Source organism: Mammaliicoccus stepanovicii (genome assembly GCF_002902525.1).
Lineage (GTDB): Bacteria > Bacillota > Bacilli > Staphylococcales > Staphylococcaceae > Mammaliicoccus > Mammaliicoccus stepanovicii.
This window is the reverse complement of sequence record NZ_PPQZ01000032.1, coordinates 23,230-45,535: the sequence shown is the minus strand read 5'-3', so window position 1 is coordinate 45,535 and position 22,306 is coordinate 23,230. Positions and strand designations below refer to the sequence as shown.

Below are 22,306 nucleotides of genomic sequence, written 5' to 3'. Positions count from 1 at the left end.
CATGATGAAACAAAAGCCAAAAGTCGCGGACTTTTGGCTTTTTACATATCTTATTTGTCATCCTGGACCTCTACATGACAAGTTCGCACGCTAAGTTGCCAGACTGATGAATCTAGCAACTTAGTATATAGAAAAAAGAGCTAATCCAAAAAATTATGGATTAGCTCTTTAAATTTGAGAATGGATGATTTATATCCAAAACCCGTTATATTTGAGGGATGATAATCTCTCAATTTCTTCCTCTTACTTATTGTAATTCTTTACCACTTTTACCTTGGTCTTCCTCTTTAGATGCAGCATTTTTTTGTTCGTATTCTTTTTTGCTCATTACATCGTCAACGTGCATGTTAACTTCAACAACTTCTAAGCCAGTCATATGTTTAACTTGCTCTTTAACTAAATCAGCAACTTTTTTGAAGATTCTTGGAGCTGATTCGCCATATTCTAATACAACTTTCAAGTCAACAGCAGCTTGTTTTTCCCCAACTTCTACTGTTACACCTTGTGTTACATTGTTACCAGAAGTAAAACGATCTGTTAGGCTTGAAGCAAATCCGCCTTTCATATCTAGGATACCTCTTACTTCTCTTGCAGCGATACCAGCGATTTTTTCAACTACTTCATCTGAGAAAGATAATGTGTTTGAAAATTGTTGTTCTAGTGATTCTTGTTGTTGCGCTTCACGTGCTTGTTCATTTACTCCAGTTTGTTCGTTATAACTTGTTTTTGCTTTATTGTTGTCTACATTTGCCATAATAAATTCTCTCCCTTGTGTGTTTGTTATTTAATAGTTTTTTATATGTTTTGTATTACTAATTAAGCAGTTTAACTTATTCGGTTTAAGAAATTTAAAAACTGCTGAGTACAGTCTTTAATATACCCAAGTCCAATTCCAATTAAACATAAAACAAGAATTAAAACGGTTTTCCAAAAACCAATTGATAAGAATAAAACTGCTAAAATTAACATTGCGATAAAACCAACGATTCTCCATTTATATTCTTTAATAAAATTAATGAATTGATTAGGATCTTGATTTTCATTTGGCATGTTCGGAACCTCCTATCCTTGGATCTTATAATACTCTTGTATTACTTGTTTTTTGATCTTTGACATTAATCTCGATATTTTTAACCGGTATTTCTGAAAAATGTTCAACATTTTCTTTAATATCTGATTTGATTCGATCTGTTAATGTCTGTACCCCGTTTGTATCTGATACTACAAAGAAATCTGCTTTTATCGTTGCATAAGATTTATTTTTCTTATTATACAATTTAGCAATTACATTCGGTTGTCTTACCTCATCGTATTTTTGTATTGTACGGTAAACACATTTCTCAACTGAATTTCTTGTAATGTAAATATGTCCATCTTCATAATCTCGATGTAAGCCGGGTTTCTTATGTGTTGGTTTAAATGTTGCGAAGAACATCAATAAACCAAAGAATATTAATACACCAGCACAAGTAATCAACGTTGGTTCGAACCAACTATATTTCAATAATTTTTGTTGATAACTGGCAATCTGGCTAATATCCAAATACATAAAAAGAAGTGTGCCTACTACTACAATAATGAACAAGCCTAGGATAAAATTCTTTAACCTTCTCACTGGCAACTGCACCTCCTATGTAAAATTATATTACTATTAATAGGTATACCCCTAAAGTAAATAAAAAAACCTATCTTGTTAAATATTTATTCTAAAATAACCTTATGTACTGATTTTCATTATAAAAATTAAAAAACTCAAACATGACAATCATCATGTTTGAGTTTTAAATATGTGTTGATTTTTGCATTAAATATAAGAAATACGGTGCCCCAACAATTGCTACAATAATACCAGCTGGTAGCCCATTAGGTTCCAGCACAATTTTCCCAATCGTATCTGCAAGTACAAGTAATATTGCACCATTTAATACAGCAATTGGTAAGTAAAGTTGATGTCTCGGTCCTACAATACTTCTTGCAATATGCGGACCCATCAAGCCTACAAATCCAATACCACCTGCTACTGATACTGCTGCAGATGATAATACAACTGCTAAGAACACAAGCACGATACGCTCTTTGTTACTATTTATTCCAAAGGATACTGATATTTGTTCGTTTGTACTTAATACATTTAATACATTTGCTTTATAAAATAAAAACGGCATAACAATCACTAACCAAGGTACAAATGCAAATACGAATGGCCATTCATCACCCCAAATATTCCCAGCGAACCATCTAGCTATAAATTCCATCTGTTCTTGGTCAAATGTAGACATAATGGTTATGGAGCCACCAGAAAGGGCTGTAGATAAACCTACACCAATTAGTACCATACGTACTGGATTTATACCTTCACCTTTTTTGTAACTAAACATAAAGATAACCATGGCAGTTGCAATACCACCTATCATACTTACAATAGGTAATACATAAACAAAATCCCCAGCCTTAATTGTACCTATTACTAGGAATAGTGTAATCATAAATCCGCTTCCGGCATTTATACCTAATATGCCTGGTTCGGCTAGTGGATTCTTTGTCACACTTTGTAGTATAGCCCCACTTAATGCTAAACTCGCACCTGCTAATATTGTGATAAGCATTCTTGGCATTCTAAATTCAAATAGCACCATAGTATCTAGTTCGTTACCATTACCTATTAGTGTTTTGAAAAACTGAATAAATGACATTTTAAATTCGCCAGTTGTCATAGCAAGTCCCATCGATGCAATAAGGACTACAATCAATACAACAAATGTAATACGTTGTTTTTTTATTATTTTGGGATGTATCATAATATCTTACCATCCCTTCTCACAAGATAAAGGAAAAACGGTACACCTATAATTGAAATAACTGCTCCGATCGGTGCTTCACCTAACAATCTGGCAATCATATCCGCAAATAGTAATACAAACCCACCTAATACGGCTGACAAAGGTATAACACGTTTATAATCCGTGCCAACCATAAACCTCACAATATGAGGTACCATTAAACCAACAAAAGCAATTTGGCCGACTATTGAAACGGCGATACCCGCTAAGAACATAGTCAATATGAGACTCGTATATCTAATAACTGTGCTGTTTTGACCAAGGCCTTTTGAAAGTGTGTCACCTAAACTTAAAATTGTGAGCTGTCTACTCATCACAATTAACATGATTAAAATAACAACAACAATTGGCATTGCGATAAAAATTTGTTTCCAAGACGTGCCACTAACACCACCAACGCTCCAGAATGTTAATGTCTGATTTAATTTAAATATAAGTGCAATACCTTCACTAGCAGCTGTTAACATTGCTGAAACCGCAGCGCCGGCAAGAACGAGCCTCATAGGGCTAAAACCGCCTCTTTTAGAGGAGCCAATACTCATCACAAGTATGCCACCAATTCCAGCACCAATAAATCCAGCTAACATTAACGTGAAGTATCCAGCATTAGGTATAACGGCAAGTGTTAATGCAAGCATCATACTCGCTCCTGCATTCAAACCAAGTAAACCCGGGTCTGCTAGTCCATTTCTTGTGACACCTTGCATCACCGCACCTGAAACTGCTAAAGCCATACCTACAACAACAGCACCAATTTCTCTAGGTATTCTTATTTCTCTTAATATATTATGCGCTTCTATTTTGGGGTTATAGTTAAATATCGCATCATAAACTACTTGAATCGACGTTTCTTTCGCTCCAAATAAAAAAGACAGAAGTAAAACAGCTACAAGTAAAATAATTGTAACTGTTAGGATGATAGGATAGCGATTTTCTTTAACAGTTTTTTGATATGTCATCGTTGCCATCCTTTTATAACTTTGTATAATGCTTGCACAATAAATTATATGTTACGAGCATTGGTTTGCCTGTTCTTGGATCAGTAGATAGTTCAGCGTCAATATTGAATACTTGTTCAAGTATTTCATTAGTAAGCACTTCTTCAGTCTCACCTTGAGCAACAATATCTCCGCCTTTCATAGCGATCAAATGATCAGAAAAACGAATTGCTTGGTTAATATCATGTAAAACCATGATAATCGTACAACCTTGCTCTCTGTTTAATTCTTGAACAAGTTCTAAAATTTCTAATTGATGTGAAATGTCTAAATAAGTTGTCGGTTCATCTAAGAAAATAATATCTGTTTTTTGAGCAAGTGCCATTGCAATCCAAACACGTTGTCTTTGTCCACCACTTAAATCATTGATAGATCTATATTTGAATTCATGTGTCCCGGTAACTTTCATAGCCCATTCAATTTCTTCTTTATCTTGCTTTGATAATCTACCGAAGCCTTTTTGGTGTGGGAATCGTCCGTATGATACAAGTTCACCAACAGTTAATCCATCAGACACTTCAGGTGATTGTGGTAATATCGCAATTTTCTTTGCTATTTCTTTCGTCGAAGTTGAGTGTAAGTTCTTACCATCTAATATGACTTCACCTGTTTGAACATTTAATATACGACTGAGTGCTTTAAGCAATGTTGATTTACCGCACCCATTTGGCCCGATGATAGACGTTACTTTCCCATCAGGAATTTCTAAATTTAAATCATTAACTATTAACTTTTCACCATAACCTATTGAGATAGCTTCTCCCGTTAATCGATTCATAAAGAACCCTCTTTTCGCTATTAATCAATCTATATATAACTGAGTAATTGAATTTTTAAGTAAATGATAATCATTATCATCACTGATACTTACGTATTATATCATTTTATATTGTTTTTTTCTATAATATTGCTAATATTTTCACTTTGATTTCACATTTGTAAAAATTTAATTATAGCAATAAATTACACTCAAGTTTTGTACTCAATATCAAAACAAAAAGTCCTCTGTCTCACATTCCTAATAGATTACGAGCACAAAAGACTTTGTTATATAGCTTATTCACTTAATCGTCTACTAAAAATCCATTCCCCAACACATCTCTTACATCATGGACGACTACAAATGCATTTTCATCGAATTTTTTAATCATTCGTTTTGTTCTTGATAACTGTGTTTTTGCTATCACAACATATAATACATCAGTATCTTTTTTTGAATAGTATCCTCGACCATTTAATATAGTACAACCTCTTCCAATTTGTTCATCAATCATCTTAGCTATTTGGTCTGGGCTTTGCGAAATAATGGTAACTGCTTTTTTAGGATTTAAACCTTCAATTACAAAGTCCATAACTTTAGTACCTACGTACAATGAAATAACAGTTAATAACGCTTTTTCTAAAGGCATTACAGATAATGAAATAATAACAACGATAAGGTCAAAGAATAATAAAGCGTATGAAGTATTCACATCTAAATACTTATGTGCAATTCTTGCTAATATCGTGGTACCTGCAGTCGTGCCACCTGACAATACAATTAATCCAATTCCTAATCCGACCATAAATCCACCAAAAATAGTGTTAATTAAAATTTCATGTGTTTCTACTGCCCAAGATTCAGTTAGTCCTAGGAATACCGAAATAGCAATCACCGCTATTATTGTGTATATTGTGCTTCTCTTACTAAGAAATTTATAACCTAACGTGATCAATACTGCGTTTAATATAAATGTTGACCAAGCTGGTGATATATCAAATGCATAAAGTAGGATTAACGATAGACCTGTAACGCCACCTTCACCTAAGTTAGCAGAAATAACAAAGGCGTTGACGCCAACTGCGAATATAAATGATCCTAACATTATTAAAAGCATATCTCTTAATAATCTATTCTTCATGACCTTACCCCCTTTTATTTTTATCAACAGACATATTGATACTATCATAATAGCGAAATCCCCTCAACATGCATTTACAAGGCGAAATAATATAAATTCAGAAGTAAACTTATTACTTTGATGTTTAAAGGTTTTCTAGAAATTTATGAAATAAATACATAACAAAGACTGCCAACATAGATTTACATAACTATGTCGACAGTCCACACATTAACAATTTATATTTTAAGATTACTTATTCGCTAATTCTTCTTCAAATGGCGCCTGGATATCCTTCAATACCAATACAGATCGGTCGAACAATGATTTTTCTTCTTCATTTAAAGGCATTTCAATAATTTCTTTGATACCTGTTCTATTTATAAGTGCTGGAACACCTATATAAACACCTTCATTTCCATATTCTCCCTCAAGGTAAGCGGAAACTGTTAATACAACATCTTGATTGTTTAATATTGCTTTTGTAATGCGCATTAAGCCCATTGCTACACCATAATATGTTGCACCTTTTGATTCAATAATTTGATAAGCTGCATCTCTTGTTTCTACAAAAATTTCTTCAACTCTATGTTTTCTAGATTCATCATTCTCAATGATGCTTCGAAGTGGTTTACCTGATATATTGGCATGTGACCAAACTGGTAGTTCTGAATCACCATGTTCTCCTATAATATTTGCATGAACACTCTGTGGTGCCACGTTAAATTCTTCACTTAATAAATATCTAAATCTCGCTGTATCTAAAATTGTACCAGAACCGATTACGCGTTCTTTTGGTAATCCTGAGAATTTCATAGTTGCGTATGACAATACGTCAACTGGATTTGTAGCAATCAAGAAAATACCATCAAAACCAGATTCCATAACTTTAGTAACAATAGATTTAAATATTTTCATATTTTTAGCTACTAAATCTAATCTTGTTTCACCTGGTTTTTGAGCTGCTCCTGCACAGATAACAACTAAATCTGCATCTTTACAATCTTCGTATTCTCCAGCTTTCACTTTAATTGGAGATGCCCCATATAAAGTACCGTGGTTTAAATCCATTACATCGCCAATAACTTTCTTTTTATCTAAGTCAATGATGACAAATTCATCACAAATACCTTGATTTATCATTGAAAAAGCATAACTAGATCCTACTAATCCATTACCTACTAACGCTACTTTTTTACCTTTAAATTTATTCATTATTATCTCTCCCTTTTATTATAAAATTAATGTTAATATAAATGTCCAAACACAAATGAATACTAAAAATCCAATGCTATATTTCAATGTCATTTTTAGTAATTCAGATTCTTTACCAACTTCTCCAACTGCCGCAGTCGCTATTGCAATTGATTGTGGTGAAATTAATTTTGCTGCTACACCACCCGCAGTGTTTGCAGCTACTAATAATGGTCCACTTGTACCAATTTGGCTAGCTACAGTTGCTTGTATTGGCGCAAACAGCGTATTGTTATTAACTACAGAACCAGTCATAAACACGCCAATCCAACCAAGTATCGGTGAAAGCAGTGGAAATACATTTCCAGCTTTCGCAATTCCTTGCCCCATTGCTTGAGTTAAACCTCCATAAGTCGTTATCTTCGCAATAGCTAATATGAAACAAATTGTTAATATCGGTATCCACAATTCTTTAATTGTTATGCCTAACAAACGAATTGCCTCACTAAATCTGAATTCTTTTGACAGAAAAATTGTAATCAATACTGATAGAAGTATCGCAGTCCCTGTTGCACTAAACACATCTACTTTTAAAGTAATCAGTTTATGTGTTATTTCATTTAAAGTCCCTGGTATACTGATATGCCACACTAACTTAGATAATGCTCCGCCTTCAGCAAACAATGCTTTAAAGAATGGTGCGCTCCAAATCATGACAAAGAAAGTTAGTATATAGAAAGGACTCCATGCGTATAATATAGTTTTAATATTTTGTTGTTTAGGTTGTACTACTTCTGAATCAGACACTCTGTAAATATGTTTAGGTTGATAATATTTAGAGAATATCGCAATTGCAACCATTGATAATAATGGTGGAATAATATCGGCTAATTCAGGACCTTGGAAATATGTGATTAACAATTGTAATCCTGAATAAGTTATACTCACGACCAATATCATCGGTAATATTTCTTTGACACCTTTAATACCATCTAAAATCATAATCAATATAAATGGAATGACAAAGTTCATAATTGGTAAAGTTAATGTTGATAACTGTGATACTTCTAAAGCAGTTATATCACCATGTAACCCTAAACTATTAATGATACCAACCGGTATACCTATTGCACCAAATGCACCGGCTGCGCCATTAGCAATTAAACATAACATCGCAGCTTGAAGTGGTTTAAATCCTATTTGAATAAGTAACACACTACAAATTGCAATGGGTACTCCAAAACCAGCCGCACCTTCTAAAAATGCATTAAAACTAAAACCAATTAATAATAACTGAATGCGTTGATCTTGAGAAATACCAGAAATACTATCTTGTATAATGCTAAATTGTCCTGTACTATTTGTAACTTTATATAACCAAACAGCCATTACGACAATATAGCCAATTGGTAAAACTCCTTGAAAGAATCCTTCTATCGTTGCTCCGACTGCAACAGTTTGTGGTAACTTGAATATAAATAAAGCAATGACAAGTGTAACAACAAGTGTCGTAATCGATGCGTAAATACCTTTCATTTTAAAAAGAGTTAAACATAATAAAAACAATATGATTGGAATACTTGCAACAATTGCAGAAAGTGCAATGTTGTCAAATGGATTAATATTATTTATTACCACAATAAACAACTTCTTTCTTCTTTTATTTTAAGATGCGCATCTTTAAAGTTTGTGATGTATTTCACACTTAAAATATAACACCCGTTATTCGCGTGGTCAATAGCGTTTCACGATTTTATGTGAAATATTTCACATAAAATTTTAGTATGTTTTTTATAATTTTTTGATATTGTTGATATAATCAATTTGGTTGCGTTTACATAAATTTTTAATATTTATTTTAATGAATATACGTTTTTTCCTCATTATAAATCTATTTGTCATCTGGACTATAATATATGTCTAAATATATAAAAATGAGGCCTAGACATTAATATGTCCAAGCCTCACCTTCTCTTATTCATTTAAACTTTGTGTTTTTACAAAGTGTCTATATTTATCGTGATTTTCTAATAGTTCTTGATGTGTGCCAATTCCGGTTACAACACCTTTATCTATGAAGATAATTTGACTTGCTTTTTTAATTGTGGCTAATCTATGTGCAATCACAACAGTTGTTCGATCCTTCATTAATTCATTTAGAGCCTCTTGTATGTAGAACTCACTTTCACTATCTAAATTCGCAGTTGCCTCATCTAATAATAGAATGTCAGGATTTTTGATAAAGCTCCTCGCGATATCAATTCTTTGTCTTTGTCCACCCGAAAGCTTAGTACCTCTTTCTCCTATTTCAGTATCAAATCCTTGTGGGAAGTCCATTATAAAATCATAACAATGAGCCATCTTAGTGTAATGAACAAGCGTTTCGTCACTCACTCTTTCATTAATTCCATAAGTTAGATTATCTCTTATTGTTCCTGACATCATCGCATTCGACTGCATAACATATCCTATTTTTTGTCTCCAAAATTTCAGGGAAATATCATTAATTGGTTGGTCACCATATAGGATTTCACCTTGTTGCAGCGGATATAAACGTTCTATCAAACTGAACAATGTACTCTTTCCCGATCCTGAAGGGCCAACAAATGCTGTAACCTCTCCAGAATGAATAGACAGTGACAAATCTTTGATGATTGTTTCTTTATCGTAGCCAAAAGAAACATTTTTAAAGATAATATCTTGATTTGTTGAAACTGGTTTATTATCGTCATTTCCTGTAGGTTCAACATCTTCATGATAAATTTCATAAATTCGTTCACTAGCACCGACAGCTTTTTTGTAATCTGTAATAAACATTGAAAAGCTAATAATCGGTCCTGAAAGTTGAACAACGTAGAAAACCATTGCCACTAAAGTACCCGCTGTAATCGCACCACTAGATACGCGAATGCCACCAAACCCTAATATAATTGCTACGGTAAGCATCATGATAATGCCAGATAAAGGAGAAATAATCGCTCTAATTTTCGCTTCTCTTAACCCCAGTTTATATATATCAAGTAATGTTATTTTTGTTTTATCTAATTCATTTTCTTCTGATGCTGTGACTTTTACTAAACGCATTTCAGTTAAGACTCTACCTAATAAACCACTGAATTTAGCGATTTCTGTTTGTGTTTCTTTTGAGATTTTACCCATTTGTTTTCCAAGCGGTATCATTATTATGATAAATATTGGTAAAATAATAAAAGTAATTAAAGTCATTTGCCAATCTAGTATGAACAGCATGATAATAGACCCTATTAACGTTAATAAAGAAGGAAGCACACTTGGCGCCTTTTCAGATATGAATAGATTAATCACATTCGTATCATCAGTGATTCTACTCATCAATTGTCCACTTTCACTTTTATCAAAAAAGCTCATATTCAGTTTAATGAGATGTTTCCATAATTTAGCACGGATAGAATAAATTGTTTTTTCACCAATTTTACTTAGTAAGTATGAACCAAAACCACTTAATATAGCATTTGCTAAAAATATCCCAAGAAATACCCATACCATCTTCAAATCTAAACTTTTCGTATTAAATGTATCTACTAATTTACCGGTAAATAATGGTACGAGCAATCCACTAAGACTACCTAAAATTGAAAGAGTCATTGCAACAAATAACAATCTTTTTGGCCAGTCTACCTTTTTAAGTAAATAGAATAAAGGGTTTTCTTTCTTCATATTCCTACCTCTCATCTAAATAATTTCGCTAGCTTCATATATTATTATATCCTAAATTTCTCCAAATTACATGACTTTCCATCTTTTAACTATTTACATTTGTATTATAATTCTTCGATAAGTGGGTATTTTATGTTAAAATGATAAAGTTAATTTCAATCTAAAAACAAAGAGGTCTTTTTAATGAGAAAATGTCTATTATCGCTATTCACAATATTACTTCTAAGTATTCCATTTAGCCAAGGAATCTATGCGGCTGATAACCCAAAATCACCAACTCAAGTTGCTAATGACGCTGGGTATGGATTAGGTGAAATATATGAACCAGAAGGTGCTATCAATTATAGTTCTGAAACTGGTCAAATTATGTATGAATATAAAATAGACGCAAAATGGTACCCTGCCAGCATGTCAAAGTTAATGACACTTTATTTAACTGAAAAAGCCATCAATAGTGGCAAATTAAATAAAAATGCAAAAGTAAAAATGACAAACGAAGAATATCGCTTATCTACACTACCTGAATTAAGTAATACAAAACTATATCCAGGTGATGTTTATACAATTTCTGAAATTATGCAAATCACTGTATCTAATTCTTCAAATGCTGGGGCCATGATTTTAGGAAGAGAAACGATGAAAGCTGAAAACCTTGCTTCAGCTAAGAAAATTGATAAAAAAGATAAAGATTCAGACAAAAATACGGCATCTAAAAAACAAAAACAAGATTTAGACTCTGATTTTGTTGATTATATGAATGAAACTGCTAAAAAGCTTGGTATGACAAATACCAAATTCTATAATTCGAACGGTGCATCTAACAACTTATTATTAGAATACAAAGCTAAGAGATATCAGTCAGATGAAGATAATTATTCAACTTCTCGTGATTATGCTATATTAACGCAACATCTTGTTAAGCAATATCCTGATATTTTGGAATATACAAAACTAGTAGCACCTACAGTACATAACATTACTTATTATACTTATAATCATTCTTTAGAAGGTGCTGATATGGCCCTAAAAGGTACTGATGGTCTCAAGACAGGGTCAAGTGACACCGCTGATTATAATCATAGTTTATCAACTAAAAGAAATGGTTTAAGAATCAACCAAATCATCTTCGGAGCTGGTGACTACAATAGTGTCGGTGGCGAAAAAGAACGTAATATGATTGGTAATAGTTTAATGGAAAAATCATTTAACGAATATGAATGGAAGAAAGTTCTATCTAAAGGATCACAAAAAATTAACGGCAAAAAATATTACGTAACACAAGACCTTTATGATGTTGTTAGAAAAGGTGAAAAATACAAAGTTGTTCTAAAAGATGGTAAAGCGCATATTGAATATAACCGTTCATTTATTAATGATAGTTATGGGCCACCATCAGTTGATGTAGAAACACCTTCAAAGCATAAATTCAATCAAACTAAAGAAAAAATAACAAATAAAGATAATAGACCAATTGCAATTACAGCAAGCGTCATTTTATTAATAGGTATTTTGCTATTAATAACTTGGTTAATCCAACAAAGAAAAAAATCTAAATAATTGTAAGTCTTAAGCCCGACAACAAAAACGTCACACTCGTGTACAATAGAGATAATCTATAGTACATGAGGTGACGTTTTTTGATTCAATACTTACCGAATTTTTTATCAGAACCATTAAATTTATCATTAACAGTCATTGTTATGATTGCTTTATTATATGTTTTTGTCCACCATAGAAGGCACAATCCTATATTGAGTTTAATTGATATTATTTTAGGTTATTTCCCAATTTTAATACATGAAATGGGACATGTTATAGCGAATAAATTGTCAGGGGGCAAACCGAAGGATCTCGTGGTTGTATGGCGTAGAAAAGAACGTGTAGAAACTGGTAGACAAGGTTATGCCATTACAGGTTCCAAATCTAGATTAAACCAATTTGTTACCACATTATTTGGATACATCATGCCTCCGCTAATGCTTATGATTGGTGTTTGGATGAAGCATCATACTTTTGGACCTGTATTCATCATTATTTTACTTATTATGTTTTTATTTTATGTCATGATAACTTCAAAGAAATTTATTCCAATTATCATTCTAGCTGTAATCATATGTGCCTTATACGAAATTATGTCTGCACCAAATGTTCATGATTTTGCTCAAATCACAACATATATTTATCATTTAAGTTTAGGTACTTTACTAGGTGAAGTTGCTCAATCTAGTATTACAATATTCTTATTGACCTTCTCGAGAGATCGTAATGAATGGGACGGTAGCCAGTTAAGACAACTCACTAAAATACCTACAATATGCTTTAGTACATTATGGATAGTTATCAATGTATATGCCGTTATGTATACATTCACTATATTATGGCCATAAATAAATAGCGCAACTTAGAAGTTAGACTGAACATCTACTTTCTAAGTTGCGCTATTATTTTCTATTTCTTTATTCCAAATATATATGATGCATTCGTATCACTGATCATAACTGTTTTATCATGAACAGTTAACTCTATCAATTGATTTAGACTATCTTTTTTAGTGATTTTAACTGTGTCTCCAATTTGTAATGCTTCGCTACTTAAATAATCTAATAAAATAACATAATCCATAACGCGTTTAATTTCTACATTATCTCCAACCTCATATGTGTTTAGAGGTATCGTATAAATTTCTTCAACTTGATTTTCTCTCGGAATGATACCACCATGCGGACATGTATCAGGATACCCCATCATTTTATCAATTTTATTTATAAAGCGATCTGAAACACGATGTTCTAAAATTTCCGCTTCCTCATGCACTTCGTCCCAAGCATATTCAAGTTCTTCAATTAAAAACCGTTCAATAAGTCGGTGACGTTTAATAATATTCGTTGTATGTTGTAAACCCTTTGGTGTTAACTTCACACCTTTGTATGGCCTAATATCTACATATTCGTCCTTTTTAAGACGTAGCATCATTTCACTTACTGATGATGGTTTTATCCCTAAGTCATGAGCTAAATTCTTATTAGATACGAAATCTGTCGTGCCGTTTAATCCAAAAATTGCTTTTAAATAATCTTCTTGTTCTTCAGTCAACATTTCATCTGACCTCGCTTTTTTTAACTTATTTTTATTGTACCATGATTTATTTTCACTCGCTATCTCTTGACTTTATCAAAAGTTATAATATAATCAAATTATGTTTTAGGTTAGCCTAAACTTATTTTTTAGAAAGGAGAAGACATGTTAAGTATAAAGGGTTTAAATTTATTAATTGGGCATCAACAAATTTTAAAGGATATTCATTTGAATATTGAAACAACCGGGGAAATGATAGGCATTATGGGTCCAAATGGTGCGGGTAAATCCTCTTTCTTAAAATCTATTTTGGGAGAATTTAAAGCGACTGGCGACGCACTATGGAATAAGATTCCTATCAAACAACAATTAACGAATATCACTTACATACCCCAACGAAACGAACTTGATTTGGACTTTCCAATCACTGTGAACAACGCATTACTTACAGGTTACTATCAAACATCAGGTTGGTTTAAACCTTTAAAGAAAGAAGCATATATCAAAAGGGAAAAATTATTACACGATTTACAATTAACTAACTTAAAACATAAAACCCTGAACCAATTAAGTGGTGGCCAATTACAAAGAGTGTTATTAGCGAAAGCCTTGATGAAAGATAGTAGCTTAATGTGCCTAGATGAACCATTTGTTGGGATAGATTTCAAAAGTGAAGAAATTATGCTTAATTTACTAAACAAATTAAAAAGAGAAGATAAACTCATTTTAATTGTTCATCATGACATTCATAAAGCCAAACGTTATTTCGACAAAATCATCCTCCTCAATCAATCGTTAATACAGTTTGGACCAAGTCATGATGTACTTACAGAAGAAAACATTAAGCAGACTTTCTTATATGGTGGTGTCAATAATGAATGAGTTCATTTCTTCGCTCGTTAATTATAATTTCTTAAGTAGAGCGCTTATCACTTCGATTATCGTTGGTATCGTGTGTGGTGTCGTTGGAAGTCTCATCATCTTAAGGGGACTTTCCTTAATGGGAGATGCTATGAGTCATGCGGTATTACCTGGTGTCGCTTTAAGCTTTTTATTTAATATTCCTATGTTTATTGGTGCACTCACTACAGGAATGATAACAAGCTTTCTCATCGGGTATATCTCTCAACATTCAAAAACTAAAAATGATGCTGCTATTGGAATTATTTATACAGCATTTCTTTCAATTGGGATTATTTTGATTAGTCAAATAAACTCGGCAACAGATTTATATCATATATTGTTCGGCAATATATTGGCTATTACGACAAATGCATTTTATACGACAAGTATCGTTAGTATCATTGTCATTTTAAGTGTCATTATATTTTACAAACCTTTACATTTATCAACATTCGACCCAATTGCAGCAAAGATGAGTGGTCTTAACATCAAATTGATTCATTATTTTATTATGATGCTATTAGCGTTAGTAACTGTCGCAAGTTTGCAAACTGTAGGTATTATATTAGTTGTCGCACTACTCATTACACCAAGCTCTACAGCTTATTTAATAACAAACTCTTTAAAATCAATGATGATTACAGCTAGTATACTGAGTGCTATAAGTGCAGCAATAGGAATGTATGTAAGTTATTTATTTAACTTCCCTAGTGGTGCGAGCATCGTTTTAATTTGCTTTTTCTTTTATGCATTCATTTTTATAATAAACAAAATTAAATTAAAATTGATTTAGGAGGACAACATGATTAAACATATTTTATGCATCATATCTATCGTATTTATTTTAGCTGCTTGCGGAAATCAAAGTTCAAACGACAATCAAAACTTAAAAGTCGTTACTACCAATTCAATCCTTGCAGATATGACTAAACAAGTTACAAGTTCAAAGGATAATGTCACAAGCATCGTTCCTATAGGTCAAGACCCACATGAATACGAAATTAAACCTAAAGATGTAAAAGCATTAACAGATGCAGATGTTATCATCTATAATGGTTTCAATTTAGAAAGTGGTAATGGCTGGTTTGAAAAAGCATTAGAACAGGCAGGAAAAAGCATCAAAGACGATAACGTTGTTCAAGCATCAGAAGACGTTAAACCTATTTACTTAAAAGGCGGCGAAGGAAATAAAAACAAAATAGATCCTCACGCTTGGCTTAGTCTAAAAAATGGTATTACATATGTTGAAACGATTCAAAGCCATTTAAGCAAATTAAATAAAGAACACGCAAAAGAATATAAAACAAATTCCGAAAAGTATATTAAAAAACTGAAAAAGCTGAATGTCGAAATGGACAAATCATTTAATGATATTCCTCAAAACAAGCGTGCATTTATTACAAGTGAAGGTGCCTTCAAATACTTTGCAAAGTCGTATGATATTACACCAGGTTATATCTGGGAAATCAATACGGAAAAACAAGGAACGCCAGAACAAATGAAGCAAGCCATTCAATTTGTTAAAAAACATAATTTATCATCATTAGTAGTTGAAACGAGTGTTGATAAAAAAAGCATGCAAACATTAGCAGAAGAAACTGGGTTAAAAATTAAAGGCGAAGTTTATACCGATTCAATTGGAAATAAAAACTCCAATGGTAACTCTTACTATAATATGATGAAACATAACTATAAAATGATACATGAAAGCATGAAGTAATCATTAAAACTTATAACCATTTGTCATGACTCAAAAAATAGCTCATATGACTAGAATTATTTCTAGTCATATGAGCTATTCATATTTCTTAATATTTAACTTGTTTATTTATCATCTTTTTTCATAACTTGATTGTATTTGCTGAAAGCTTCTTTGTCATTTTTAGCAAAAGCTTCGTTCATGACTTGTCTCTTTGCCGCTCTTTTTCTTCTATCTTTTTTAGTTTCATCTCTATCGTATTTATAATTCAAAGATGTTCCTTTTTTAGTAAATTCTTTCATATACATATATGACCCTGAATTATATGCTGCTCTAATAATCATATGTCCAGCTACTGGTGATGTTAAATATAAGAATAATATCGTTAGTAATGTTCGAACACTAAAATATCCTTCAGTAAAAAGAAAATAGAAGAACACCCCTGTTAATGTCAGTAATACGGATAAGGTAGAACTTTTAGTAGCAGCATGACTTCTTAAAAATGTATCTCTAAACCGAACGATACCTACTGCACTGATGAGCGCCGAAATTGATCCAAAAAGTATTGAAATAGCGGCTATTAAACTAACGATCTCGTTTAGATTCAAAAACACGACCCCCTTCTATAAAATGGGATATGCCAACAGTACTCAAAAACGACAATATCGCAATAATTAAACTAGCTTCTAAATAACTCAGCGTCCCATATATAATACTCAAAATACCAACAACTGATACTAAAATTGCGCCAATCGTATCAAATGCTATAACTCTATCCGCAGTTGTTGGCCCAAAAATCGTTCTAAGGAGTACAACAACAATGGCAATTCCATATATGACAAGTGCTGTTTTTATAATTGTAAGTATAATTACTGACATCATTTGAGTACCTCCCAGATTAATTTTTCGTATTTTTTAATTTGCTTCGTCAAAATTTCTTTTTCTTTTTCAGTAACATCAATTGCATGTATAAAAAATCGACGCCCATCTGGTGAAAGTCTTAGTACGACTGATCCAGGTGTAAGCATAATTAACAGCGTCAATAAAGTTATGGCCCAATCGTGTCTTAAAGTTGTTTCATACGTAACGAGGCCTGGGTTCACTTTGTTCGGTTTAAACAATATATAATTAATTGTTGTCATGCTTGAAGTGAATAGTTGAAAATTATAAACACAAATAAATTTAAAAATAACCCACACTTTCTTTAAATAGAATACATGACCAAAGAAACGATGCATTAAATAAACGATAAGTATCCCAATTAAATATCCTCCGATAAATGTCGATAGATGAAAAGTATCTTCATCTTGGAGTAATGTCCATAAGAAGGCAATTAAAATATTCAATAATAATTGTGCCATTATTTTTTAGCCTCCGCTTCTACATTTGGAATAATTTCCTTGAAATAAGTATTTTCATTCATATTAAAATGTGCCGCGACTTCTGAAATATTAAGAATGTATTGAGAGAATATACCTACAGTAATCGTAGCTACAGTTAAAATCATCATGGCATAAAGTTTGTTTTTAGTAAGTATGACGTGTTGGGTAGCTTGTGGAACCGTTTCTCTTCCAAAGTACATAACTAAAAATACTTTAAGCAAACTATACATAGCGATGATACTTGAAATAATCATAACCATTACACCAATCGTATAACCATTCGCTAATGCGCCTTTAATAATTAATAATTTCCCAGGAAATCCTCCAAATGGAGGGACGCCACCAATTGATAAAATTGTAATAAAGAAGATGATACCTAATCTTGGATAATATTTAATTAATCCCCCAAATTGATCATAATACCTCGTACCTGCTAACAGCACTAAAGTACCGATTACTAAAAATAATAATGTCTTTATAATCATGTCGTGACTAACATAAAAGATAGCGCCCGTTATGCCATCGCTATTATTCGCACTTAAGCCCAGCACTGCAATACCTATTGAAAGAATAACTTGGTATGCTGCTATTTTCTTTATATCTTTAAACCCAAGTACACCAATTGAACCAATTATCATTGTGACAATGGCCATAATATATAATAGGAAATGTGTAACTTCAGGTTTTTCATCAAACATGAGAACCATGACACGTATCAATGCATAAACACCAACTTTAGTCATCAAGCTAGCAAACAAAGCGGCTAATTCCGTATTCAATGCCGCATAGGCTTTTGGTAGCCACATAAACATGACTAAGGAAGCTTTACCACCAAACACAAATATCATAATAATTGCGACTAATGTTACTGTTGGAGGTTGCCCACTCTCACTAATTCTCATTGCGATATGACCAAAATTCAACGTTCCTAACGTTCCATATAAATATGCTACTCCCATTAAGAAAAACCATGAACTCACAACATTTATAACTACATATATAATACTCGCCCTTAATTGTTCAATTGATTGACCTAGTGTTAATAATACAAATGAAGCTAATAACATAATTTCAAACATAACATAGAGATTAAATATATCAGCAGTTAAAAAACTACCGTTTACCCCACTCAGTAAAAATAATATAAATGATGGTAAGAAATAACGATTGGCTACTCTTTCTCTCTTACCGAATCCAAAATATATAATAACTGTCACGACAAAGCACGAAACAGCTGTAAACAGTAAACCAAGTTCATCGCCAACAAATTGAATTCCAAATGGTGGTTGCCAGTCCCCAAAATTTATAACTAATGGTTTATGAAGTGTAACTTCGATAAGCAACCAAATTGTGATACATGTTGTTACACATAAACTTGTTATGGCGATACGCCTTGTTAAGGTCAAACGTTCTTTAAAGAAGAACAAGATTAAGCCTGTTAATAATGGAACAAGTAAAGGTACTAATATTAAATTATTCATCTATATCTTCATCCTCACCGCGTAACGCCTCTATTCTATTCACTTTCGTTAATTTAAAGGTTCTGTATACAAGAACGAGTAAAAATGCCGTTACCGCAAACCCAATTACAATAGCTGTTAATACAAGTGCTTGAGGTAAAGGATCGACATAGTCATTTCCTTCTTTATTAATAAGTGGTACATTTTTACCACCAGCTCTACTCATAGCTAAAATCATTAGGTTGGCTACGTGTGTGTATATGGCTGTACCGATAACAATTCTAATTAAATTTTTTGATAAAATCATATAAGTCCCTACAAATGTCAGTACGCCAATGATAATCACTAATATTAAATTCAACTGTTATCACCACTTATCGCAAGCATGATTGTTACAACAGCACCAACTACAGTTAATAAAATACCGAGTTCAAACAGCGTAACACTTGATAAATGTATTTCACCTAATAATCCGACTTCAACATAACCATCCTCATGGCTCAACATTGGATGCCCGAAAAACATCGGTATAACCGCTGTACCTATTGATATGAGACACCCTATAATCGTAACCGCTCGAAAATCTAAAGGTAAGGAATTGACTACCGTTTCAACATCAAAGGCTAAAAACATCAAGATAAAAGCAGAGCTGAATACTAAACCACCTATAAATCCACCACCAGGGTTATTATGACCCGAAAGAAATATATAGAACCCAAATGTTAATATTATAAAAATAGCTATCTTAGATATTGTCTCTAATACAACATCATTTTCTTTCATTAGGATCACCCTTTCTTATCTTAAATTTAACCAATGTATAAATACCTAATCCTGCAATAAGTATGACAATACCTTCTAACATCGTATCCAGTGCTCTGAAATCACCTAAAATACCATTTACAATATTTTTTACACCTGCTAATTCGTATGCGTCTGAATAGTAGTAAGATATTTTTGTGAATAAATTTTCCTGTTGCATAATGATGACAAAGATTACAACAAACACTGCCATAAGTAGTGCTATCATTAATTTCACAATTTCACCTAATACGTGAGGTTTGTCTTTTTGAACATTTGGTAAATGATAAAACACTAATAAGAACAACACGGTTGTTATAGTCTCAATTACGAGCTGAGTTAAAGCTAAATCTGGTGCTTTCATAAAGATAAATACAACTGCAATCGAATATCCAATCACACCATTTAATATTGTCATCGTCATTCTTTCTCTAATAAACATTAATGCAATCGAAGTAATGATTATATTGATAAGAATAATTATCTCAAATGGTGTCACTTCGGTTATGTTGTAATAAGAAATATCATTAATACCTACTTTATAGATACCAAACCCTATAATCACAAAGAAGATAATATAAATGATATGCAAATATTGATTTAATCTATTATTCATAATAAGTTGAATAGATTGTGCACTTAATTGATCTAACATATCCATTGTTTTTTCATAATACGTATTTATTTCTAGTTTCTTAGATATCTTTGTATATATAACCGTCCATTTTGGTAAGAGAATGAGCAGTGTACCAATTATATAAATACTTAACGTCAATAATAACGGGATAGTAAATCCATGCCATGCCGATATATGTGGTAAGTACGCGTTTACGTTCGAAGTTTGGAATATATCGCGAATTGCTGGACCAATTAAATATTCACCAAGCACATTAGGTATAAAGAAGAATAAAGGAATACACAATGCAATCATGGTTGGTGCTATTAACATTCCTCCACCATCATGGTGTGGCACTTTCGGTAACAATTGTTTCTTCATTTCGCCCATAAACGGAACTTTAATTAATTTAATACAATAAACAAAAGTAAAGATACTACCTACAAAACCAGCTAAAATCATAACAATTGAAAACACTTGATTATAAATATCCACCTGGCTTGTTTCTACCAAGCTTGTTAAAAATTGTTCCTTACTTAAAAATCCATTAAATAATGGAATCCCTGCCATCGATAATGCACTCACCGTCATCATAATTGCAGTGAATGGCATTACTTTTTTTAATCCGCTTAATTTGTTAATATTTCGCGTTCCTGTTTCGTGATCAATAATGCCCACACCCATAAACAACACACTTTTAAAAATTGCATGATTGATCAAGTGAAATAATGCAGCAAACAAACTCGCAATATAAATTTCATTATGATTTTGAAATTGGTTATTTAAAGACAGCACTCCTAAGCCTACCATCGTCATAATCATACCTAGCTGACTAATCGTAGAATATGCTAATAACGATTTTAAGTCTTCCTTACTAATTGCAAAGAAGGAACCGACTAACATCGTAATAAGACCTACAGTTACAATCGTATACACGACCCATTCGCTTTGTCCGATAATTGGTGTAAATCTAAGTAATAAATACAAACCTGCTTTAACCATTGTAGCTGAATGTAAGTAAGCACTAACCGGAGTTGGTGCTTCCATAGCATCAGGCAACCAAATGTGAAACGGAAACTGAGCAGATTTAGTAAATGCACCGAGTAAGATTAAAATGACTGCAAGTACAAACCAAGGTGATTGAAACACCTGATCGACCATTTGAACTTGTTCAGTAATTGTATTCGTACCCGTAATGCTATATAGAATAATGAGTCCTACAAGCATCGCCATACCGCCAAATACAGTGATTAAAAATGATTTAAGTGCACCTTCTTGACTCTTTTCTCGATGATACCAATAAGAAATAAGCAAGAATGAAGAGATACTTGTTAACTCCCAAAACGTATACAATAAAATGGTATTATTTGAAAGCACAACACCTAACATTGCAAACATGAAGATTAATAAATAAGCATAAAATCTAGGCAGATTCTCTTTCTCTGGTGATAAATAATAAATAGCATATAAGAAGACGCCTGTACCAATTACAGAAATAAGCAGCGCGAAAAGTAAAGATAGACCATCTAATCTTAAATCAATATTCACATCTATAATGGGCATCCATTCTTTAAAAAAAGTAACGGCCTCACCTTTATATACATACTTAATTTGATTTATAAAATAAATGGAACTTAGTAATGGGGCAATTAAACTTAACCAGCCAGCAAATCGGCTAAATTTAGTATTCATCGTCATAACCACAATTGAAATTACGACAATGATCATAAGAAACAGCCACAACAAATTCATATAAGAACTC

At 32.4% G+C, this 22,306-nt stretch carries 23 protein-coding genes; 5 read left to right on the top strand and 18 right to left on the bottom strand.

The annotated features are described in order from the left end of the window. Window positions 1-247 precede the first annotated feature (247 nt). From CD111_RS06415 to CD111_RS06370, 10 genes are all read right to left on the bottom strand, one after another. A complete protein-coding gene (locus tag CD111_RS06415) occupies window positions 248-754 on the bottom strand; it encodes an Asp23/Gls24 family envelope stress response protein (protein WP_095085864.1) in 507 nt (168 codons plus the stop codon). Window positions 755-825: 71 nt separating this feature from the next. Continuing rightward, window positions 826-1,050, bottom strand: coding sequence for a DUF2273 domain-containing protein (locus CD111_RS06410; protein WP_095085861.1), 225 nt, complete (start codon window positions 1,048-1,050; stop codon window positions 826-828). 25 nt (window positions 1,051-1,075) lie between these two features. Next, complete coding sequence (gene amaP, locus CD111_RS06405) at window positions 1,076-1,615, bottom strand: alkaline shock response membrane anchor protein AmaP (RefSeq protein WP_188350559.1); 540 nt, start codon at window positions 1,613-1,615, stop codon at window positions 1,076-1,078. Between the two features lie 166 nt (window positions 1,616-1,781). After that, on the bottom strand, window positions 1,782-2,798 hold the full coding sequence (locus CD111_RS06400) for a FecCD family ABC transporter permease (RefSeq protein ID WP_095085855.1): 1,017 nt from the start codon (window positions 2,796-2,798) through the stop codon (window positions 1,782-1,784). Beyond that, window positions 2,795-3,799 (bottom strand): FecCD family ABC transporter permease, encoded by a 1,005-nt coding sequence (locus CD111_RS06395; RefSeq protein ID WP_095085852.1) that lies wholly within the window; start codon window positions 3,797-3,799, stop codon window positions 2,795-2,797. Before CD111_RS06395 ends, CD111_RS06400 begins: the two co-directional genes overlap by 4 nt. A gap of 13 nt (window positions 3,800-3,812) precedes the next feature. After that, a complete protein-coding gene (locus tag CD111_RS06390) occupies window positions 3,813-4,616 on the bottom strand; it encodes an ABC transporter ATP-binding protein (RefSeq protein WP_095085849.1) in 804 nt (267 codons plus the stop codon). 286 nt (window positions 4,617-4,902) lie between these two features. Further along, complete coding sequence (locus CD111_RS06385) at window positions 4,903-5,739, bottom strand: YitT family protein (protein WP_095085846.1); 837 nt, start codon at window positions 5,737-5,739, stop codon at window positions 4,903-4,905. Between the two features lie 231 nt (window positions 5,740-5,970). Further along, on the bottom strand, window positions 5,971-6,933 hold the full coding sequence (locus CD111_RS06380; protein ID WP_095085843.1) for an L-lactate dehydrogenase: 963 nt from the start codon (window positions 6,931-6,933) through the stop codon (window positions 5,971-5,973). Between the two features lie 18 nt (window positions 6,934-6,951). Then, window positions 6,952-8,550: an L-lactate permease gene (locus CD111_RS06375; RefSeq protein WP_095085840.1), complete on the bottom strand. Its 1,599-nt coding sequence runs from the start codon at window positions 8,548-8,550 to the stop codon at window positions 6,952-6,954. Window positions 8,551-8,886: 336 nt separating this feature from the next. Further along, on the bottom strand, window positions 8,887-10,608 hold the full coding sequence (locus tag CD111_RS06370) for an ABC transporter ATP-binding protein (RefSeq protein ID WP_095085837.1): 1,722 nt from the start codon (window positions 10,606-10,608) through the stop codon (window positions 8,887-8,889). 183 nt (window positions 10,609-10,791) lie between these two features. On the opposite strand from CD111_RS06370, the gene pbp4 reads away from it, so the two are divergent. Further along, the gene (gene pbp4 / locus CD111_RS06365) at window positions 10,792-12,165 is read left to right on the top strand and encodes a penicillin-binding protein PBP4 (protein ID WP_095085834.1); all 1,374 of its coding nucleotides are present in this window, start codon (window positions 10,792-10,794) and stop codon (window positions 12,163-12,165) included. Window positions 12,166-12,245: 80 nt separating this feature from the next. After that, on the top strand, window positions 12,246-12,995 hold the full coding sequence (locus CD111_RS06360) for a M50 family metallopeptidase (protein ID WP_095085831.1): 750 nt from the start codon (window positions 12,246-12,248) through the stop codon (window positions 12,993-12,995). Window positions 12,996-13,056: 61 nt separating this feature from the next. Here CD111_RS06360 and CD111_RS06355 read toward each other — a convergent pair whose 3' ends face one another. Beyond that, window positions 13,057-13,704, bottom strand: coding sequence for a metal-dependent transcriptional regulator (locus CD111_RS06355; RefSeq protein WP_095085829.1), 648 nt, complete (start codon window positions 13,702-13,704; stop codon window positions 13,057-13,059). Window positions 13,705-13,848: 144 nt separating this feature from the next. On the opposite strand from CD111_RS06355, the gene CD111_RS06350 reads away from it, so the two are divergent. From CD111_RS06350 to mntC, 3 genes are read left to right on the top strand one after another with little or no spacing between them, the layout of a single operon-like run. Beyond that, the gene (locus tag CD111_RS06350) at window positions 13,849-14,565 is read left to right on the top strand and encodes a metal ABC transporter ATP-binding protein (RefSeq protein WP_095085826.1); all 717 of its coding nucleotides are present in this window, start codon (window positions 13,849-13,851) and stop codon (window positions 14,563-14,565) included. Further along, window positions 14,558-15,379, top strand: a complete 822-nt coding sequence (locus tag CD111_RS06345) for a metal ABC transporter permease (protein WP_095085821.1) — start codon at window positions 14,558-14,560, stop codon at window positions 15,377-15,379. Before CD111_RS06350 ends, CD111_RS06345 begins: the two co-directional genes overlap by 8 nt. A 9-nt stretch (window positions 15,380-15,388) precedes the next feature. Continuing rightward, window positions 15,389-16,306, top strand: coding sequence for a manganese ABC transporter substrate-binding lipoprotein MntC (gene mntC / locus CD111_RS06340; RefSeq protein WP_095085816.1), 918 nt, complete (start codon window positions 15,389-15,391; stop codon window positions 16,304-16,306). 104 nt (window positions 16,307-16,410) lie between these two features. Here mntC and CD111_RS06335 read toward each other — a convergent pair whose 3' ends face one another. Genes CD111_RS06335 through CD111_RS06305 form a run of 7 tightly spaced genes read right to left on the bottom strand, consistent with a single transcriptional unit; the run spans window position 16,411 to window position 22,296 of the window. Then, entirely contained in the window at window positions 16,411-16,893 is a 483-nt protein-coding gene (locus tag CD111_RS06335; RefSeq protein WP_095085813.1) for a Na+/H+ antiporter subunit G, read from the bottom strand. Next, the gene (locus CD111_RS06330; protein ID WP_095085810.1) at window positions 16,871-17,167 is read right to left on the bottom strand and encodes a monovalent cation/H+ antiporter complex subunit F; all 297 of its coding nucleotides are present in this window, start codon (window positions 17,165-17,167) and stop codon (window positions 16,871-16,873) included. The genes CD111_RS06335 and CD111_RS06330 overlap by 23 nt, the downstream gene beginning before the upstream one ends. Then, the gene (locus tag CD111_RS06325; protein WP_095085805.1) at window positions 17,164-17,646 is read right to left on the bottom strand and encodes a Na+/H+ antiporter subunit E; all 483 of its coding nucleotides are present in this window, start codon (window positions 17,644-17,646) and stop codon (window positions 17,164-17,166) included. Before CD111_RS06325 ends, CD111_RS06330 begins: the two co-directional genes overlap by 4 nt. Then, complete coding sequence (locus tag CD111_RS06320; RefSeq protein ID WP_095085800.1) at window positions 17,646-19,148, bottom strand: Na+/H+ antiporter subunit D; 1,503 nt, start codon at window positions 19,146-19,148, stop codon at window positions 17,646-17,648. The genes CD111_RS06325 and CD111_RS06320 overlap by 1 nt, the downstream gene beginning before the upstream one ends. Continuing rightward, window positions 19,141-19,488 (bottom strand): Na(+)/H(+) antiporter subunit C, encoded by a 348-nt coding sequence (locus CD111_RS06315; protein WP_095085796.1) that lies wholly within the window; start codon window positions 19,486-19,488, stop codon window positions 19,141-19,143. Before CD111_RS06315 ends, CD111_RS06320 begins: the two co-directional genes overlap by 8 nt. Further along, window positions 19,485-19,910: a monovalent cation/H+ antiporter subunit B gene (locus CD111_RS06310; protein ID WP_095085792.1), complete on the bottom strand. Its 426-nt coding sequence runs from the start codon at window positions 19,908-19,910 to the stop codon at window positions 19,485-19,487. The genes CD111_RS06315 and CD111_RS06310 overlap by 4 nt, the downstream gene beginning before the upstream one ends. After that, window positions 19,897-22,296, bottom strand: a complete 2,400-nt coding sequence (locus tag CD111_RS06305; protein ID WP_095085787.1) for a DUF4040 family protein — start codon at window positions 22,294-22,296, stop codon at window positions 19,897-19,899. Before CD111_RS06305 ends, CD111_RS06310 begins: the two co-directional genes overlap by 14 nt. Between the last annotated feature and the right edge of the window lie 10 nt (window positions 22,297-22,306).

Bases quoted from the DNA above. Each gene is read 5' to 3' on its own strand.
- CD111_RS06305 (WP_095085787.1), bottom strand. From the start codon at position 22,296: ATGAATTTGTTGTGGCTGTTTCTTATGATCATTGTCGTAATTTCAATT.
- CD111_RS06390 (WP_095085849.1), bottom strand. From the start codon at position 4,616: ATGAATCGATTAACGGGAGAAGCTATCTCAATAGGTTATGGTGAAAAG.
- CD111_RS06415 (WP_095085864.1), bottom strand. From the start codon at position 754: ATGGCAAATGTAGACAACAATAAAGCAAAAACAAGTTATAACGAACAA.
- CD111_RS06385 (WP_095085846.1), bottom strand. From the start codon at position 5,739: ATGAAGAATAGATTATTAAGAGATATGCTTTTAATAATGTTAGGATCA.
- CD111_RS06400 (WP_095085855.1), bottom strand. From the start codon at position 2,798: ATGATACATCCCAAAATAATAAAAAAACAACGTATTACATTTGTTGTA.
- CD111_RS06325 (WP_095085805.1), bottom strand. From the start codon at position 17,646: ATGGCACAATTATTATTGAATATTTTAATTGCCTTCTTATGGACATTA.
- CD111_RS06380 (WP_095085843.1), bottom strand. From the start codon at position 6,933: ATGAATAAATTTAAAGGTAAAAAAGTAGCGTTAGTAGGTAATGGATTA.
- CD111_RS06310 (WP_095085792.1), bottom strand. From the start codon at position 19,910: ATGAAAGAAAATGATGTTGTATTAGAGACAATATCTAAGATAGCTATT.
- CD111_RS06410 (WP_095085861.1), bottom strand. From the start codon at position 1,050: ATGCCAAATGAAAATCAAGATCCTAATCAATTCATTAATTTTATTAAA.
- CD111_RS06395 (WP_095085852.1), bottom strand. From the start codon at position 3,799: ATGACATATCAAAAAACTGTTAAAGAAAATCGCTATCCTATCATCCTA.
- CD111_RS06370 (WP_095085837.1), bottom strand. From the start codon at position 10,608: ATGAAGAAAGAAAACCCTTTATTCTATTTACTTAAAAAGGTAGACTGG.
- CD111_RS06320 (WP_095085800.1), bottom strand. From the start codon at position 19,148: ATGAATAATTTAATATTAGTACCTTTACTTGTTCCATTATTAACAGGC.
- CD111_RS06345 (WP_095085821.1), top strand. From the start codon at position 14,558: ATGAATGAGTTCATTTCTTCGCTCGTTAATTATAATTTCTTAAGTAGA.
- CD111_RS06350 (WP_095085826.1), top strand. From the start codon at position 13,849: ATGTTAAGTATAAAGGGTTTAAATTTATTAATTGGGCATCAACAAATT.
- mntC (WP_095085816.1), top strand. From the start codon at position 15,389: ATGATTAAACATATTTTATGCATCATATCTATCGTATTTATTTTAGCT.
- CD111_RS06355 (WP_095085829.1), bottom strand. From the start codon at position 13,704: ATGTTGACTGAAGAACAAGAAGATTATTTAAAAGCAATTTTTGGATTA.
- pbp4 (WP_095085834.1), top strand. From the start codon at position 10,792: ATGAGAAAATGTCTATTATCGCTATTCACAATATTACTTCTAAGTATT.
- CD111_RS06330 (WP_095085810.1), bottom strand. From the start codon at position 17,167: ATGATGTCAGTAATTATACTTACAATTATAAAAACAGCACTTGTCATA.